General features: G+C 63.6%; 10 protein-coding genes and 1 pseudogene. 2 read left to right on the forward strand and 9 right to left on the reverse strand.

The annotated features are described in order from the left end of the window. The first annotated feature begins 171 nt into the window (after positions 1-171). Positions 172-1,836, forward strand: a complete 1,665-nt coding sequence (locus VRB54_RS17660; RefSeq protein WP_338478193.1) for an electron transfer flavoprotein-ubiquinone oxidoreductase — start codon at positions 172-174, stop codon at positions 1,834-1,836. A 190-nt stretch (positions 1,837-2,026) separates the two neighbouring features. On the opposite strand, the gene VRB54_RS17665 is transcribed toward VRB54_RS17660, so the two are convergent. Beyond that, a complete protein-coding gene (locus VRB54_RS17665; protein WP_338478194.1) occupies positions 2,027-2,920 on the reverse strand; it encodes an AraC family transcriptional regulator in 894 nt (297 codons plus the stop codon). A gap of 181 nt (positions 2,921-3,101) precedes the next feature. Between VRB54_RS17665 and VRB54_RS17670 the strand changes: the two genes are divergently transcribed. Further along, entirely contained in the window at positions 3,102-4,154 is a 1,053-nt protein-coding gene (locus VRB54_RS17670; protein ID WP_338478195.1) for an NAD(P)-dependent alcohol dehydrogenase, read from the forward strand. On the opposite strand, the gene VRB54_RS17675 is transcribed toward VRB54_RS17670, so the two are convergent. The 8 genes and pseudogenes from VRB54_RS17675 to VRB54_RS17710 all read right to left on the reverse strand — a co-directional run bounded on the left by VRB54_RS17675 (position 4,155) and on the right by VRB54_RS17710 (position 14,840). Further along, positions 4,155-4,958 carry an IclR family transcriptional regulator gene (locus tag VRB54_RS17675; RefSeq protein WP_057009255.1) on the reverse strand — a complete coding sequence of 268 codons (804 nt, stop codon included), beginning with the start codon at positions 4,956-4,958 and terminating at the stop codon, positions 4,155-4,157. Positions 4,959-5,141: 183 nt separating this feature from the next. Further along, a complete protein-coding gene (gene araH / locus VRB54_RS17680; protein ID WP_069665466.1) occupies positions 5,142-6,110 on the reverse strand; it encodes an L-arabinose ABC transporter permease AraH in 969 nt (322 codons plus the stop codon). Between the two features lie 9 nt (positions 6,111-6,119). Beyond that, entirely contained in the window at positions 6,120-7,622 is a 1,503-nt protein-coding gene (gene araG / locus VRB54_RS17685; RefSeq protein ID WP_338478196.1) for an L-arabinose ABC transporter ATP-binding protein AraG, read from the reverse strand. Beyond that, positions 7,619-8,614, reverse strand: a complete 996-nt coding sequence (locus VRB54_RS17690; protein ID WP_245229013.1) for a substrate-binding domain-containing protein — start codon at positions 8,612-8,614, stop codon at positions 7,619-7,621. The genes araG and VRB54_RS17690 overlap by 4 nt, the downstream gene beginning before the upstream one ends. Positions 8,615-8,646: 32 nt before the next feature. Continuing rightward, entirely contained in the window at positions 8,647-9,468 is an 822-nt protein-coding gene (locus VRB54_RS17695; protein ID WP_338478197.1) for an SDR family oxidoreductase, read from the reverse strand. A gap of 236 nt (positions 9,469-9,704) precedes the next feature. Then, positions 9,705-10,183: pseudogene (locus VRB54_RS17700) on the reverse strand (GNAT family N-acetyltransferase). A 65-nt stretch (positions 10,184-10,248) separates the two neighbouring features. After that, complete coding sequence (locus tag VRB54_RS17705; protein ID WP_338478198.1) at positions 10,249-10,848, reverse strand: 4'-phosphopantetheinyl transferase family protein; 600 nt, start codon at positions 10,846-10,848, stop codon at positions 10,249-10,251. Then, positions 10,803-14,840 (reverse strand): Pls/PosA family non-ribosomal peptide synthetase, encoded by a 4,038-nt coding sequence (locus VRB54_RS17710; RefSeq protein WP_338478199.1) that lies wholly within the window; start codon positions 14,838-14,840, stop codon positions 10,803-10,805. The genes VRB54_RS17705 and VRB54_RS17710 overlap by 46 nt, the downstream gene beginning before the upstream one ends. Positions 14,841-15,128: the final 288 nt, after the last annotated feature.

Below are 15,128 nucleotides of genomic sequence, written 5' to 3' on the forward strand. Positions count from 1 at the left end.
GGGCAATTCAAACAAACGTTTGTATTGGACGCTCGCAGTGGTGTAGATATAATGCGCGACCTAGAATGCGCCACCTAGAGAGAAAGGTGAGTCCTGCCATTGCCGCACGGCCGCACCGAACCTCCACCCATTAGAAAAAAAGCCTGTTGAGCCTTGAGTAGGAGATAGCCTGTGGAACGCGAATACATGGAATTCGACGTGGTCATCGTCGGCGCCGGCCCTGCGGGCCTTTCCGCCGCCTGCCGCCTGAAGCAGAAGGCCGCTGACGCTGGCAAGGAAATCAGCGTCTGCGTGGTCGAGAAAGGTTCCGAAGTCGGCGCTCACATCCTTTCCGGTGCGGTGTTTGAACCTCGCGCCCTGAACGAACTGTTCCCGGACTGGAAGTCCCTCGGCGCCCCGCTCAACACGCCTGTGGTGCGCGATGACATCTATGTACTGCGCAGCCCCGACACCTCCACCAAGGTGCCCGACTTCTTTGTGCCCAAGACCATGCACAACGAAGGCAACTACATTATCTCCCTGGGCAATCTGTGCCGCTGGCTGGCCCAGCAGGCCGAGAACCTCGGCGTGGAGGTCTACCCAGGCTTCGCCGCTCAGGAAGCGTTGTTCGACGAAAACGGCGTGGTGCGCGGGATCATCACCGGCGACCTCGGCGTCGACCGTGAAGGCAAACCCAAGGAAGGCGTGTACACCCCCGGCATGGAATTGCGCGGCAAGTACACGCTGTTCGCCGAAGGTTGCCGTGGGCATATCGGCAAGCAACTGATCCAGCGCTTCAACCTGGACAGCGACGCCGACGCCCAGCACTACGGCATCGGTCTCAAAGAAATCTGGGAAATCGATCCGGCCAAACACCAACCCGGTCTGGTGGTGCACACCGCCGGCTGGCCGCTGGATATCATGGGCACCGAGAACACCGGCGGCTCGTTCCTGTATCACCTGGAAAACAACCAGGTGGTGGTCGGCCTGATCGTCGACCTGTCTTACAGCAATACCTTCCTGTCGCCCTTCGATGAGTTCCAGCGCCTCAAGCACCACCCGGTGCTGGCCCAGCACCTCGAAGGCGGCAAGCGCATCAGCTACGGCGCCCGCGCCATCTGCAAAGGCGGCCTGAACTCGCTGCCGAAAATGGTGTTCAAGGGCGGCGCGTTGATCGGTTGCGACCTGGGCACCCTGAACTTCGCCAAGATCAAAGGCAGCCATACCGCGATGAAGTCCGGCATGCTCGCCGCCGACGCCGTGGCCGACCGCCTGTTTGCCGAGTCCGAAGGCGGTGATGAACTGACCGCTTACGTCGACAGCTTCAAGTCGAGCTGGTTGTACGAAGAACTGTTCGCCAGCCGCAACTTCGGCGCGGCCGTGCACAAGTTCGGCGCCATCCTCGGCGGCGGCTTCAACTGGCTGGACCAGAACATCTTTGCCGGCAAGCTCCCCTTCACCCTGCACGACAACACGCCGGACTACGCCTGCCTGAAGCTGGCCAAGGACTGCAAGAAGATCGACTACCCCAAACCCGACGGCAAGCTGAGTTTCGACAAGCTGAGCTCGGTGTTCATCTCCGGTACCAACCACGAAGAAGAGCAGCCGTGCCACTTGAAGCTGAAAGACCCGAGCATCCCGATCGGCACCAACCTGCCGCTCTACGATGAACCGGCGCAACGCTACTGCCCGGTCGGCGTGTATGAAGTGGTGACGAAGGAAGACGGCGAGAAGCGTTTCCAGATCAACGCCCAGAACTGCGTGCACTGCAAGACCTGTGACATCAAGGACCCTTCGCAGAACATCACCTGGGTATCGCCGGAAGGCGCGGGTGGGCCGACTTATCCGAATATGTAAACCAGCTGCTTGAGAAGAAGGCTCCCAGACGGGGGCCTTTTTTGCGGCCGAAAAAGGGCCAGTCGACTCGGTCAAGTGTGGGAGCCGGCTTGCTCGCGAAGGCGTTTGGTCAGCCCATACATTCATCAACTGACAGACCGCTTTCGCGAGCAAGCCCGCTCCCACATTGACCGAGTTGCATCAACAGAATCTAGGCAGCCCGCTCTTCGCCAGGGTTGCGCAGAAAATAGCGCTTGTACTCGCGACTGAACTGCGACGTGCTCTGATACCCCACGCTGTGCGCCGCCTGCGCCACGCCCATGCCTTCCACCAGCAACAATTGCTGGGCCTTCAATAAACGCAGACGCTTGAGGTACTGCACCGGCGATAACAGGGTGCAACGCTTGAAGTGTTCATGAAAGGTCGACGCACTCATGTGCGCATACCCGGCCAGGGTCTCGATATTCAGCGGCTCGGCGTAATGGGCATGCAGGTGACTCAACGACGTGGCGATGCGCGAGAATTGCCCCTGCTGCTCGACCAGCGCGCGCAACACGTCCGCCTGCGGGCCACGCAACGCGGTGAACAACAATTCGCGCACTCTCGCCGGGCCCATGATTCGGCTTTCCAGCGGATCGTGCAGGCATTGCAACAGCCGCTCCACGCAACCACGCATGGCATCATCGAGCACCACTGAACTCATCGACTCAAGGGTCTGCGGCATCGGCGGCGGCCCGGCCTGCATGCCCATGGCCATCACCAGTTCGCCCAGCACCACCCGGTCGATCCCCACGGTCACGCCATACAGCGGTGCGTCGGGGGCCATGGCAAAGGTCTCGCATTCGAACGGCACCGGCATCGCCTGGATCAGGTAATGCCCGGCGCCGTATTCGAGGGTACGCGGGCCCAGGTACGCGACCTTGCTGCCCTGGGCGACGAACATCAGGCTCGGCTCATAGATCTGCGGCCCGCGTGCCACATCGCAACTGGCGCGCAACACTTTCACGCCTGGCAGGTGAGTCGGGGAAAAACCATCGCGGGGCGTCAGCCCCTCAATCAGGGAAACCAGCGTGGCGTTGGCGTCGAGATGGCGGGTCAACAACATGGCAAAAACTTCGCAAAAAAGGGATGAGAACATCATCGCAGGTCTGGCGGCCAATGCATCCAAACCAGGGGCACTCCCGGACGAATAGGCATAAGTCCCGGAGCAATCACCATGGCCGCGAGCAGGCTCGGCGGGGAGAATGGCACGCCTCACTTGTTATTGTTTTTGCGAGGCTTCCCCTATGTATACCGCTATCGGTTACGCCGCCCAGTCGGCCACCACTCCCCTCGCCCCCATGTCGTTTGAACGCCGCAGCCCGCGCGCCGATGACGTGGCCATCGAGATCCTCTACTGCGGCGTCTGCCACTCCGATATCCACCAGGCGCGCAACGAATGGGGCATCGCCGTGTACCCGCTGATGCCGGGCCACGAGATCGTCGGCAAGGTTACCGCCGTCGGTGCCAGCGTGACCGCACACAAAATCGGCGACCTGGTGGGCGTCGGCTGCATGGTCGACTCGTGCCGCACCTGCGCCGCGTGCACATCGGACCTGGAGCAATACTGTCTCGAAGGCCCGACCATGACCTACGCCACCCCCGATCGCGTGGACGGCAGCAACACCATGGGCGGCTACTCCGACAGCATCGTGGTCAGCGAACACTTCGTGGTGAAGATTCCGGCCAAACTCGACCTGGCCAGCGCCGCGCCGATCCTCTGTGCAGGCATCACCACCTACTCGCCGCTCAAGCATTACGGCGTCAAGGCCGGCGACAAGGTCGGCATCCTCGGTATGGGCGGCCTGGGCCACATGGGCATCAAGTTCGCCAAGGCCATGGGCGCCGAAGTCACGCTGTTCACCCGCTCCGCGAGCAAGGCCGAAGAAGGCCGTCGCCAGGGCGCTGACCATGTGATCGTGTCCACCGACGCCGAACAGATGAAAGCCGCCGCCGGGCACTTCGACTTCCTGCTCGACACCATCCCGGTGCAGCACGACATCAACCCCTACCTGGACACCCTGCGCTTTGACGGCGTGCATATCCTGGTCGGTTTGATCGAGCCAGTGGACCCGCCGGTGAATGCCGCCAAGCTGGTGCTGGGCCGCAAAGTGCTGGCCGGCTCGTTGATCGGCGGTATTGCCGAAACCCAGGAAGTCCTGGATTTCTGCGCCGAGCACGACATCACCTGTGATATCGAAATGCTCGACATCCGCCAGATCAACGAAGCCTACACCCGCATGATCGCCGGTGATGTGAAGTACCGCTTTGTCATCGACATGGCGACCCTCAAGGCCTGATCAGGCCTTGGCGCCCAACTCCGCGGACAGCCGGGCCGCCACCTGTTTGATCACAGGAATCAGCTCGGCCATTTTCTCCAGCGGCATGTAGGGCACGGTACTGGCGATGCTGATGCCGGCGACGATTCGCCGGCTGGCATCGCGCACCGGTGCCGCCACGCAACGGATCGACGGTTCGTTGTCTTCCAGATCGAACGCATAACCGCCCACCACGTATTCATGCATGCGCTGCTCGAACTGTGCCCAGGATTGTTCCGGGTGTTGCGGCCATTGCAGGCTTTTCCCACCCTCGGGCAGGCTGGCTTCGTACAAGCGCTGCCATTCCGCCACGCTGTCATCGAGCAGCATCGCCTTGCCCACCCCGGTACGCGCCAGCGGCATCCGATGGCCGACCCGCGAACGCATCTCCGGGCCATTGCGGCCAGGGTTCTTGTGCAGGTAGAGCACGTCGTCGTATTCGCGGATGGCCAGGTGAATGGTGTCGCCGGTCAGCGCCGACAGCTCATCCAGGTACGGTACTGCCAGGCTCACCAACGGCAATTCCTCACGCGCCTGAAAGCCCAGCTCGATCAGTTTTGGCCCCAGCAGGTAGCCGACCTGCGGCACCACGCGCAGATAACGTTCTTCCACCAGGCAACTGGCCAGGCGGTGCGTGGTGCTGCGGGTGGTGCCGATGCGTCGGGCGATCTCTTTCAGATCCCGCGCACCGGCCGCCACAGCCTGGACCACGCCCAGGCCGCGCAGCAGGGTCTGGGTGCCGGTGGGGGCGACGTCTTTGCCGGGGGTGGGGGATGTTTCCTGCATATCGGGCCCTATAAGTGTGAACACGGCAGCATTATGGCAAATACCCAACTTCAAATCAGTGCAGATCCAATGTGGGAGGGGGCTTGCCTGCGATAGCGGGGTGTCAGCGACTGATGTGTCGACTGATGCACCGCTATCGGGAGCAAGCCCCCTCCCAGATTGGGTTGTTCATATGGCTTGAGGTCAGCGTTGCTTCATGCGGTCGATGACCACCGCCAGCAACAGGATCGAGCCGCGGATCACGTATTGATAAAACGTGTCGATGTTCTTCAGGTTCATCGCGTTTTCGATAATCGCCAGAATCAGCACCCCGGCAATCACGTGGCGGATCATGCCGATGCCGCCGCTCAGCGACACCCCGCCCAGTACGCAGGCGGAAATCACTGTCAGCTCGAAACCCTGGCCGATCATCGGCTGGCCCGAGGTCATGCGCGAGGCGAGGATCACCCCGGCCAGGGCGCCGATCAGGCCGTGCACGGCGAAGATGATGATCTTCGTGCGGTCAACATTGACCCCCGCCAGCAGCGCCGCTTCCGGGTTGCCGCCGATGGCCATGGTGTTGCGCCCGTAGGTGGTGTAGTTGAGCAGCCAGCCGAAGAACACGAAGCACACGATGGTGATCAGGATCGGCACCGGCACGCCCAGCAACTGGCCGTTGCCGAAGATGAAGAACTGATCCTGGGACACGCCCACCGCTTTGCCGTCGGCAAAGATATAGGCCAGGCCACGCACAATCTGCATGGTCGCCAGCGTGGTGATCAACGCATTGACCCGCAGCTTGGCGATCACGATGCCGTTGATCAGCCCCACCAGCAGGCCCATCCCCAGGGCGGCGCCGATGCCCAGCATCACGCTGTCGGTGTCGCGCATCACAATGGCCGCCACCACGCCGGCACAGGCGATCACCGAGCCCACCGATAAATCGAAGTGCCCCGAGGCCAGGCAGAACAGCATGGTGCAGGCGGCGATGCCTACCGTGGAAATCGCCAGGCCCAGGCCGCGCATGTTCAGCGGCGAGAGGAAGTTGTCGATGAGCAAGGCGCACAGCACGAAGATGCTCACGGCCGCCAGCAGCATCGCCCAGTTATCCAGCAGCGCGCGCAGGTCCAGGGGTTTGCGCGCTTTGGGCAGCGCGTTGTCTTGGGTCGTCATAGTCGTCTCTCAGTGGGCCGGGCCGCGCGGCAAGGCCAGCTGCAGCAAGTTGGATTCAGTGGCGTGTTCACGCCGTTGTTCGCCGCGCAGGGCGCCTTCGCACAGCACCAGGATGCGGTCGGAAATCCCCATCACTTCCATCAGGTCACTGGACACTACGATCACCGCAATGCCGCTGGCGGCCAGGTTGTGGATGATCTGGTAGATCTCCGACTTGGCGCCGATGTCGATGCCCCGCGTCGGCTCATCGAGCAGCAGCACCTTCATCGGCATCGACAGCCAGCGGCCCAGAATGGCCTTCTGCTGATTGCCGCCGGACAGGTACATGATTTTCTGCTCGGCGTTGGGCGTCTTCACCTTCATCGCCTGGATCTGCTGGCCGGCGTTGCCCTTCTCCCACTTCTCGCGCAGCAGCCAGCCAAACGAGGCATGGGCGCCACGGGCGCTGATGTTGATGTTTTCCGCCACGCTGGACAGCGGGATGATGCCTTCCTTCTTGCGGTCTTCCGGGCACAGCAGCACGCCGGCGTCGATGGCATCGCGCGGTGAGCGCAGGTGCAGGGTTTCGCCGCACAGCTCCAGCTGCCCTGCGGTGCTGCGCTCCAGCCCGGAGAGCAGCCGAAACAGCTCGGTGCGCCCTGCCCCCACCAGCCCGAACAGCCCGAGGATCTCGCCCTTGCGCACCTCGAAGCTGACCGGCTCACGCAAGCCCGGGCCGAGCAGCCCGTCGACCTTGAGCGCCACCTCACCGTGCTCGCGCGGGCGGTAGTCGTAGATGTCCTGGATATCGCGCCCGACCATGCAGGTCACCAACTGGTCGTGGGTCAGCGCGCTCATGTCCTCGAACGTGCGCACGTAGCGCCCGTCCTTGAACACCGTGACCGCGTCGCAGATGCGGAACACCTCTTCCATGCGGTGCGACACGTAGAGCACCACTTTGCCCTCATCGCGCAGGCGCGCGATGATCGCCATCAGCCGGTCGATTTCCCGCGCCGAGAGGCTGCTGGTGGGTTCATCGAAGGCGATCACATGGGCACCACGGGACAGCGCCTTGGCAATTTCCACCAGTTGGCGCTGGCCCAGGGACAGGCGGCCGAGCTTCTCGTCCGGGTCGATTTCATCGGCCAGGCCCTTAAGGCAGGCCAGCGCCTGCTGGCGCAGCAGGCCGCCGTTGACCACGCCGAAGCGCGACGGCAGGTGCCCGAGGAACAGGTTCTCCGCCACGCTCATTTCCGGCACCAGGTGCAGTTCCTGGTGGATCACCGCCACACCGCTGGCAATGCTGTCAGCGGCGCATTTGAACGCCATGGTCTGCGCGCCGATCTGTACCGAGCCACTGCTGGGAATGTAGGCGCCGCCAAGAATTTTCAGCAGCGTCGACTTGCCCGCGCCGTTCTCGCCCATCAGCGCATGCACCTGCCCCGGCTGGGCGGTAAAGCAGATGCCGTCCAGCGCCTTGACCCCGGGAAAGGTTTTGCCGATACCCTCAAAACGCAGGGCGGCCGCACTCATTTCCACAGCCCGATTTTGGTCAGTTCTTCCTTGAAGTTTTCCCGGGTGATCAGCGTCACTTCGTCCATCGCCGTGTATTTCGGCGGTTCGGTGCCCTTGGTGACCCACTCGTACATCATCAGCGCCGTGTTGTAGCCTTCGATGTGCGGGCTGGGCAGCATCGAGCCGAAGAAACCGCTGTTGGCTTTCTTCAATTCGCCGATGGCGTCGGTGCCGTTGATGCCGATGCCGATCACGTTGGCCGCCGCAAACCCGGCGCTTTCCGTGGCGCGCACGCCGCCGAGCACGGTGTTGTCGTTCATGCCGCCGATGATCAGGTTTTTCGCGCCGCTGGGCAGCTTGACCAGCGCCGAGTTGGTGGCGTCCATGCTGCCCGGAACGTCGAGGGTTTTCAGTGCGGCAGTGAGGATGTGGTCCTTGGGAATGCCGGCTTCTTCGAGGGATTTGATCGAACCGTCGGTGCGTTTTTTACCGGTGTCGAGCTCGTTGAAGGTGTTGATCACCGCGTAGGTGTCCTTCCAGTCCCAGCCACGTTTTTTCGCTTCGGCGGCCATCGCGGCGCCCTGCTTCTGGCCCACTTCGAACGCGGCCATGCCCAGGTACGGCACGTCTTCCATGAACGCGCCCTTGGCGTCGACGAAACGGTCGTCCACAGCAATCACCTTGAGGCCGTTGGCCTTGGCCTTGGCGACGATGGCCGGGCCGAGGGACACGTCCGGCGGGCAGATCACAAAGCCCTTGGCGCCGTTGGCGGCCAGGCTGTCGATGGCCGAGAGGGTTTTCTCGCCATCGGGCACGGCGATCTTGATCACGGTGAAGCCGTGTTCCTTGCCGGCTTTTTCGGCGAAGGCCCACTCGGTCTGGAACCAGGGTTCTTCGGCCTGTTTGACCAGGAAGCCGATTTTTACTTCTTCAGCGCAAACAGTTCCACTGAAGGCCAATGCAAACGCCACGGCGCCCAGGGTTTTCTTAAGTCTGTTTTTGACCAGCATGAACCACCTCATTCTTGTTATTGAGCAACGTTTCAGTCGTGGTACATCACAGACCGCCCGCCATCGATCATCAGGCAGGTGGCATTGATAAAGGGCGCCTCGTCGGTCGCCAGGAACAGCGCGGTCATCGCCACCTCGATGGGCTGGCCGATGCGCTTGGGCGGGTGCAGGTCGAACGCGCGCTGGCGTTCGGCGTGGGGGTCGGGAAAGGCGTTCCAGTAATCGACATTGAGCTGGGTTTCGATATAGCCCGGTGCAATCGCATTCACGCGGATGCCCTTGGGCGCGTACTCGATGCCCAGGGCGCGGGTCAGCCCGAGCAGGCCATGCTTGGCAACGGGGTACGGGAAGCAGCCGGGAATGATGTGGCTGGAATGGGTGGACGCGATGTTGATGATGTTGCCGATGCCCTGCTCGATCATGTGCGGCAACACACTGCGGCAGCCGTACCAGGCGCCGTCCAGGTCGATCGCGAAGCAGCGGCGCCAATCGTCGTCGGTCATCTCCAGCGGGTCGCGGAATACGTTGACCCCGGCGCAGTTGACCAGCACATCGACGCGACCGAAGCGTTCGATGACCGTGTCGACCAGCGCCTGCCATTGCGCTTTGCAGGTGATGTCGACCGCTTGCGCGTAAATCTCGGCGCCGCGTTCGCGCCAGTGGGCAGCGACCTTCTCGACCTTGTCGGCCTGGATATCGGCAATCAGCAGGCGCGCCTGCTGGGCCTGGAAACAGGCCACGATGGCCTCGCCAATGCCCTGGGCGGCACCGGTGATGATCACCACCTTGTTCTTCAGCCGCTCGCCGTAAACCGGCTCGGGCACGGCGGGGAGTGACAACGGTTGTGCCTGCATCGCTTCACCTGTTTTATTTTTGGCAGTGAGTGGTGATGCAGGCGACTATAAACCCGGAGACTTAAATATCTCAATATATAAATTTACATCCCACATAGTGAGAAAATATACAAAACACTGTGGGAGGGGGCTTGCTCCCGATAGCGGTGTGTCAGTCAGCATATCTGTAACTGACACTCAGCAATCGGGAGCAAGCCCCTCCCACCGTTGATCTTCAGTGTTTTCAGAGATGTACGTCAGCCAAGGGCAAAGTCGCGCAACGCGTCGCCTTCCATGCGGTAGCGCACCCACTCTTCCTGGGGCTGGGCGCCGATGGACTTGTAGAAGGCAATCGCCGGCTCGTTCCAGTCCAGCACGCTCCACTCGAAACGCCCGCAGCCATTGTCGCAGGCGATTTTGGCCAGGTGGCGCAGCAACTTCTTGCCCGCGCCGCCGCCGCGCTGTTCCGGGTTGATGTAGAGGTCTTCCAGGTACAGGCAGTTGCTGCCCAGCCATGTGGAGTAACTGAAAAAAACACCGCGAACCCAATCGGCAAACCGTCGCGCAGGCAGATCAGGCCATGGGCGGTGGCGCCCTCGCTGAACAGGCTGCGTTCGATATCCACCACGCTGGCGATCACTTCATGCCGGGCCTTCTCATATTCGGCAAGCTCGGTGATGAAAGTCAGGATCTGCGCAGCATCGCTGGGCACGGCGGGGCGAATCTCGATGGTCATGGGTGAGCCTTGGCAGTTTCAAAACACACATACTAAGGCCGTTTCATGACTGAATGCAGCGCAATTCATACCGGCAGCGCCAATGCGCCGACCAGCCCCGCCGGCAACGCCAACTCCAGGGTGCGGGCCGGCGGCTGCGACTCTGCCGACCATTCGCTCAAGCCCAGCCCCGCACATTTGAGCCGCGCCTCGCGCTCGCACCAGGCGCGGGCGAACAGACGGGCCCGCTGCGCTTGGTTCGCCGCGCACAATCGCGCCAGCACCTGCGGGCCCAGGTAATCGCTGGCAACGCCGCGCCAGTCCGCAGTCTCCTGCACGGCCATTACATCCACACCCACCGGGCCATGCAGATGCACCGCCGCTACCGAAAAATCGCCGTCATGACTGATCGACAGCCCGGCACGCGCATGCCCCGGCACTAGAATCTGCGGCGCGTGCCCGGCCCCGGCGGACGCTTCGATGCTGCAACCCGGCACCTCCAGCAGTTGCAGCAGCACCTCACGCACGCGCGTGCGCGCCGCATCGCGCGTGGTGCCGGGCACGTGCCGCAAACCAAGCAGCAGGATGCCGGCCTGCCAACGCGGCACCGCATCCGGCCACATGCACACGGGCACCGGCATCAGGCGCGTGCCGGTGCCGCCGGGCAGCCCACCCAACTGCTGCACGCCGGGATGCTCTCGCCCTTCATCACCAGGGTCAACGGCCCCAGCCGCGCGCCGTCGCCGACCTCGGCGCTGTACAGCACCGCACTGCGCGGCCCCATGTAGACCCGTGCACCGATCAGCACGCGGTCGATTTTCATCACGCGGTCTTCGAACAGGTGCGTCTGCGGGCAGGCGCCGGCGTTCAATTCGCTGTGGTCGCCGATGCTCACGCAGTCAAATTCGGTGATGTCGGTGGTGTCCATGTACACGCCGCGGCCGATCCTGCAGCCGAGGCCGCGAAACGCCAGCGGCAGCCACGGCGTGCCGCGCAGGTAGCTCATGAAATTGGGCGCGGCCATGCCTTCGTAAAGGCTGGTGATGCCTTCGGACAGCCACACAAAAGGCGTCCACATCGCTTCGCAGCGCTTGCGATAGCGGCCCAGCACCAGCCATTTCAACGCTGCCACCAGCAGGTAGTTGCCCAGGCTGTAAGCCAGGCCGATCAGCGCCAGGTAACCGAACACCGCGCCCCAGCGTTCGTCCTGCGCCACTGGCATCAGGTCGATCATGACCGTGTAGCCCACCGCGATCACCGTGGCGTGGGGCAGCACGATGCGCAGGCCCTCGATGCTGCCACGGGCCAGGCGACGCCACGACGAGGGGCGGAACGTAAGGTGGTCCGGGTAGCCACTGACCTGTTCGCGCGCCGGCAGGTTGATCGGCGGCGAGCCGAGCCAGGTGTCGCCGCTGGCGATCTCGGCGTTGAGCGGCGCGCGGGAATGCACACCGATCAGCACGTTCTCGGGCAACGTCGTGCCGTCGGGAATGTAGCTGCCATTGCCGACGAAGCTGCGGTGCGACACCACGGTCGGCTGAATGCGCATCCAGCCGCCGTCGACCTGTTCATCGCCGAGCATCACAGCGTCGGCAATAAAGGTTTCATCGCCCAGGGTCAGCATGTCGGGGATCACGCCCTGGGCGGTGGAGATTTCTGCATCGCGGCCCACCTTCGCGCCCAGCAGGCGATACCACAGTGGCGCGTAGACTGTCGCATACAGGCCGGACAACACGTTGAGGCTGGCTTCCTGAATATGGCTCACCAGCCACTTGCTGCAATACACCCGGCTGTGCACCGGGTAGTTGCCCGGCTTGAGGCGCGGCAGCACGGCCCAGCGCAGCGCTGCCGAAATCAGCACCATTGCCACGATCAGCACGGCAGCAGCCGGCAGGGCCAGGGCAAAGTAACGCAGCAGTTGCACGCCCACGTTCTGCGCCTGCAGCCAGGGCAGAATTTGCTGCTCATCGAACCAGTCAATAAGGAAAAACGTCGGAAACACCGGAATGAAAAACAGCGTGGCGATCAGCAGGATGCCAACCCCGTAGAACAGGTTTTCCAGCAGCAATTGCCCACGCCCCACCACCGGCCTGGGCGGCAGGCTGGCCGGGTCGAACGCGCCGATATCGACGGCAGGCGACCCGCTCCAGATGCGCTCGGCCGGCACGCTCACACCGTCGGCCAGTGCCGATTGCCCTTGCAGGTGGGCGCTGCGGCCGAGCGCCGTGTTGCCTTCCAGAATCGTGTAGGAGCCCAGGCAGGCGTTGTCGTCGAGCGTGACCTGCCCAAGATGCAGTTGGCCGCGCTCGACGCGGGCGTTTTCCAGGCTCACACCGTTGCCGATGCTGACCTCATCGCCGATGTGCAACAGGTCGGGAACGCGCACGCCGAGGGAGCCGATATTGACCTCGCGCCCAACCCTGGCGCCGAGCGCCCGTAGCCACAGGCTATACAGCGAAGAGCCGCTGAGCAGGTAGACCGGCGCCGATTCGATCATGCGCGACGCGGCCCACCAGCGAAAATAGGTCAGGCCCCACAAGGGGTAGACGCCCGGTTTGAGGCGCCCGGCGATCAGCCATTTGCCGGCGATGGCCAGCACGAACTGCACCAGCGTCGCCAGCAGGAATACGCCGATGGACGCCGCCGTGGCCAAGATCACCGAGTCGCCGGGGCTGCCGGTGAGGTAGTGATAGGTGAAAAACGGCGCCAGCCACTGGCTCATGCGCAGGCACACCATCGCCGGCAGCAGCGCGGCCTGGGCCAACCCGCAGCGCCAGCGCGCCAGCGTCGACGGCGGGGTCCAGGCGACTTGTTGCGCAGCCGGTTGCGGCATGACTTGCAGCACCTGCGCAATCGCGCCGACGCGGCGCTGCTGATAGATATCGCGCACCGTGATGTGGGCGAAGCGTGGGTCGGCGCGCAATGCCGAGGCCAGCCGCGCGGCGAAAAACGAGTGGCCGCCCAAGTCGCTGAAAAAGTCGGCCTCGCGACGAATCGGCTGGCCGGGGAAGAGTGCGTGCAGGGCAGCGAACAGCACGCTTTCGCCTGGGGTTTCCGGGCTGTCCGACTCCAGGCTCGCGCCGCTGGTGTCGACGCCAAGCGGCCGTGCCTTGAGGGTTTTGCGATCAATCTTGCCGGAAGTGAGGCGCGGCATGCTGTCGAGCAGTTCGAAGCGGCTGGGCACCATGTAGGCCGGCAGGCGCGCCTGCAAGGCCTTGCGCAACTGCGCCGGCAGGCCTTCGACCGGCACGCCGCCCTCCGCCACCAGGTAGGCAATCAACTGATCCATGCCGGCGTCGTTGCGCAACAGCACCGCGACCGTGCCCACGCCTGGCTGCTGGGCGAGCAAGGCTTCGATTTCGCCCAGTTCGACGCGAAATCCCCGGATCTTCACCTGATCATCGGCGCGCCCCAGGCACACCACCTGCCCGTCGGCGTCGATGCGCGCGAGGTCGCCGGTGCGGTACAGGCGCTCGTCGTGGTAGCCGCTGGCCCAAGGGTTGTCGATGAACTTTTCGCGGGTCAGGTCCGGGCGCCCCAGGTAGCCCGCCGCCAGGCCGGGACCTATGATGCACAGCTCGCCGGTGTGCCCGCGCGCCAGCAGGGTCGGCATGACGCCCGGGGCCAGGTCGGCTTCGATCACCAGCAATCCGTAGTTGGGCAGCGGCGTGCCGATGGTCACCGCAGCGCCAGGCTGCAACCGCGCCAGGCTGGCGGAAACGGTGGCTTCGGTGGGGCCATAGGTGTTGAAGATCTGCCGACCGGGCCGACTCCAGCGCTCCACCAACGATTCAGGGCACATTTCGCCGCCGAGGTTGATCAGGCGCAGGCTCGGCACGTCTTCACTGAACAGCGCCAGCAAGGTGGGCACCGCGTGCAGCACGCTGATGCGCTGGCGGGTGAGCATGCGCGGCAGGGCTTCGGGGTCGCCGGTGATGTCCTTGGGGCCAAGCCACAGGGTGGCGCCCACCAGGTAGGCAATCCAGATTTCCTCGAACGACATGTCGAAGGCCACGGAAAAACCCTGGTAGACGCGGTCGCTGGCCTGGATGCCGAGGATCGCATTCTCGCTGCGCAGGAAGTGGCAGATGCTGCCCTGGGAAATCAGGATGCCCTTGGGTTTGCCGGTGGAGCCCGAGGTGTAGATGACGTAGGCCGGGGCTTCGGGCCGGGCACCGCTGCGGCGTTGCAACGCGCCTTGCAGCGGCGCGAGCAGATCGTCTGCGCACCAGGCGACAAGCCCCACCTCAGCCAGCGCCGGTGCGCTGCCGTGTGCGCAAACAACGCCGACCGCCTGGGCATCCTCCATGCACACTTGCAGGCGTTCGAGCGGCGTGTCCTCGTCCATCGGCAGCCAGGCAGCGCCGGCCTTGGCGATGCCGGCCTGCATCACCAATAGCTGCATGCCGCGCGGCATCCACAGGCCGACGATCTGCCCCGGCCGCACCCCCGCCTCGATCAGCCGCGAGGCCACGCAGGCGGCCTGGCGGTCCAGTTCGCCGTAGCTGAGCTGGCGCTCGCCGTCGATCAGCGCTACGTGCTGGGGATCACGTTTAGCGGTGGCCTCGAGCAGGTCGGCGAGCACCTCGTCACGCAACAGTTCAGGCTGGAGGGGACCGTACAACACCTCGTCAGGGCGCGTGTTTACGGGGTCTTTCAGCAAGCTCACGGTAGTCATGGCGGCAGTGTTCACTGTGTGGGGGCCATCCGGCTAAGGCGCCGATACGTAATGTTGCGTATCCACTTCGTATCACCCTCGATACACACCTGGGCGAATGGCCCCCTGGGTTCTGGCTGGAATGCGACAGATACCCGAAGACCTGGACAACGCCAGAGGACTATCGCAAAGGCCAGCTGTACGGCGCTTGAACGACTGCGCGTGCGGTACACAAAATCTTACAGGTGCCTTAAGACCGTTCGTCGGCATCGAGGCACGAACCGCAAAGGGGGGCTGACCAATAAGGGG

The sequence above is a fragment of the Pseudomonas trivialis genome (assembly GCF_036864995.1).
GTDB lineage: Bacteria > Pseudomonadota > Gammaproteobacteria > Pseudomonadales > Pseudomonadaceae > Aquipseudomonas > Aquipseudomonas trivialis.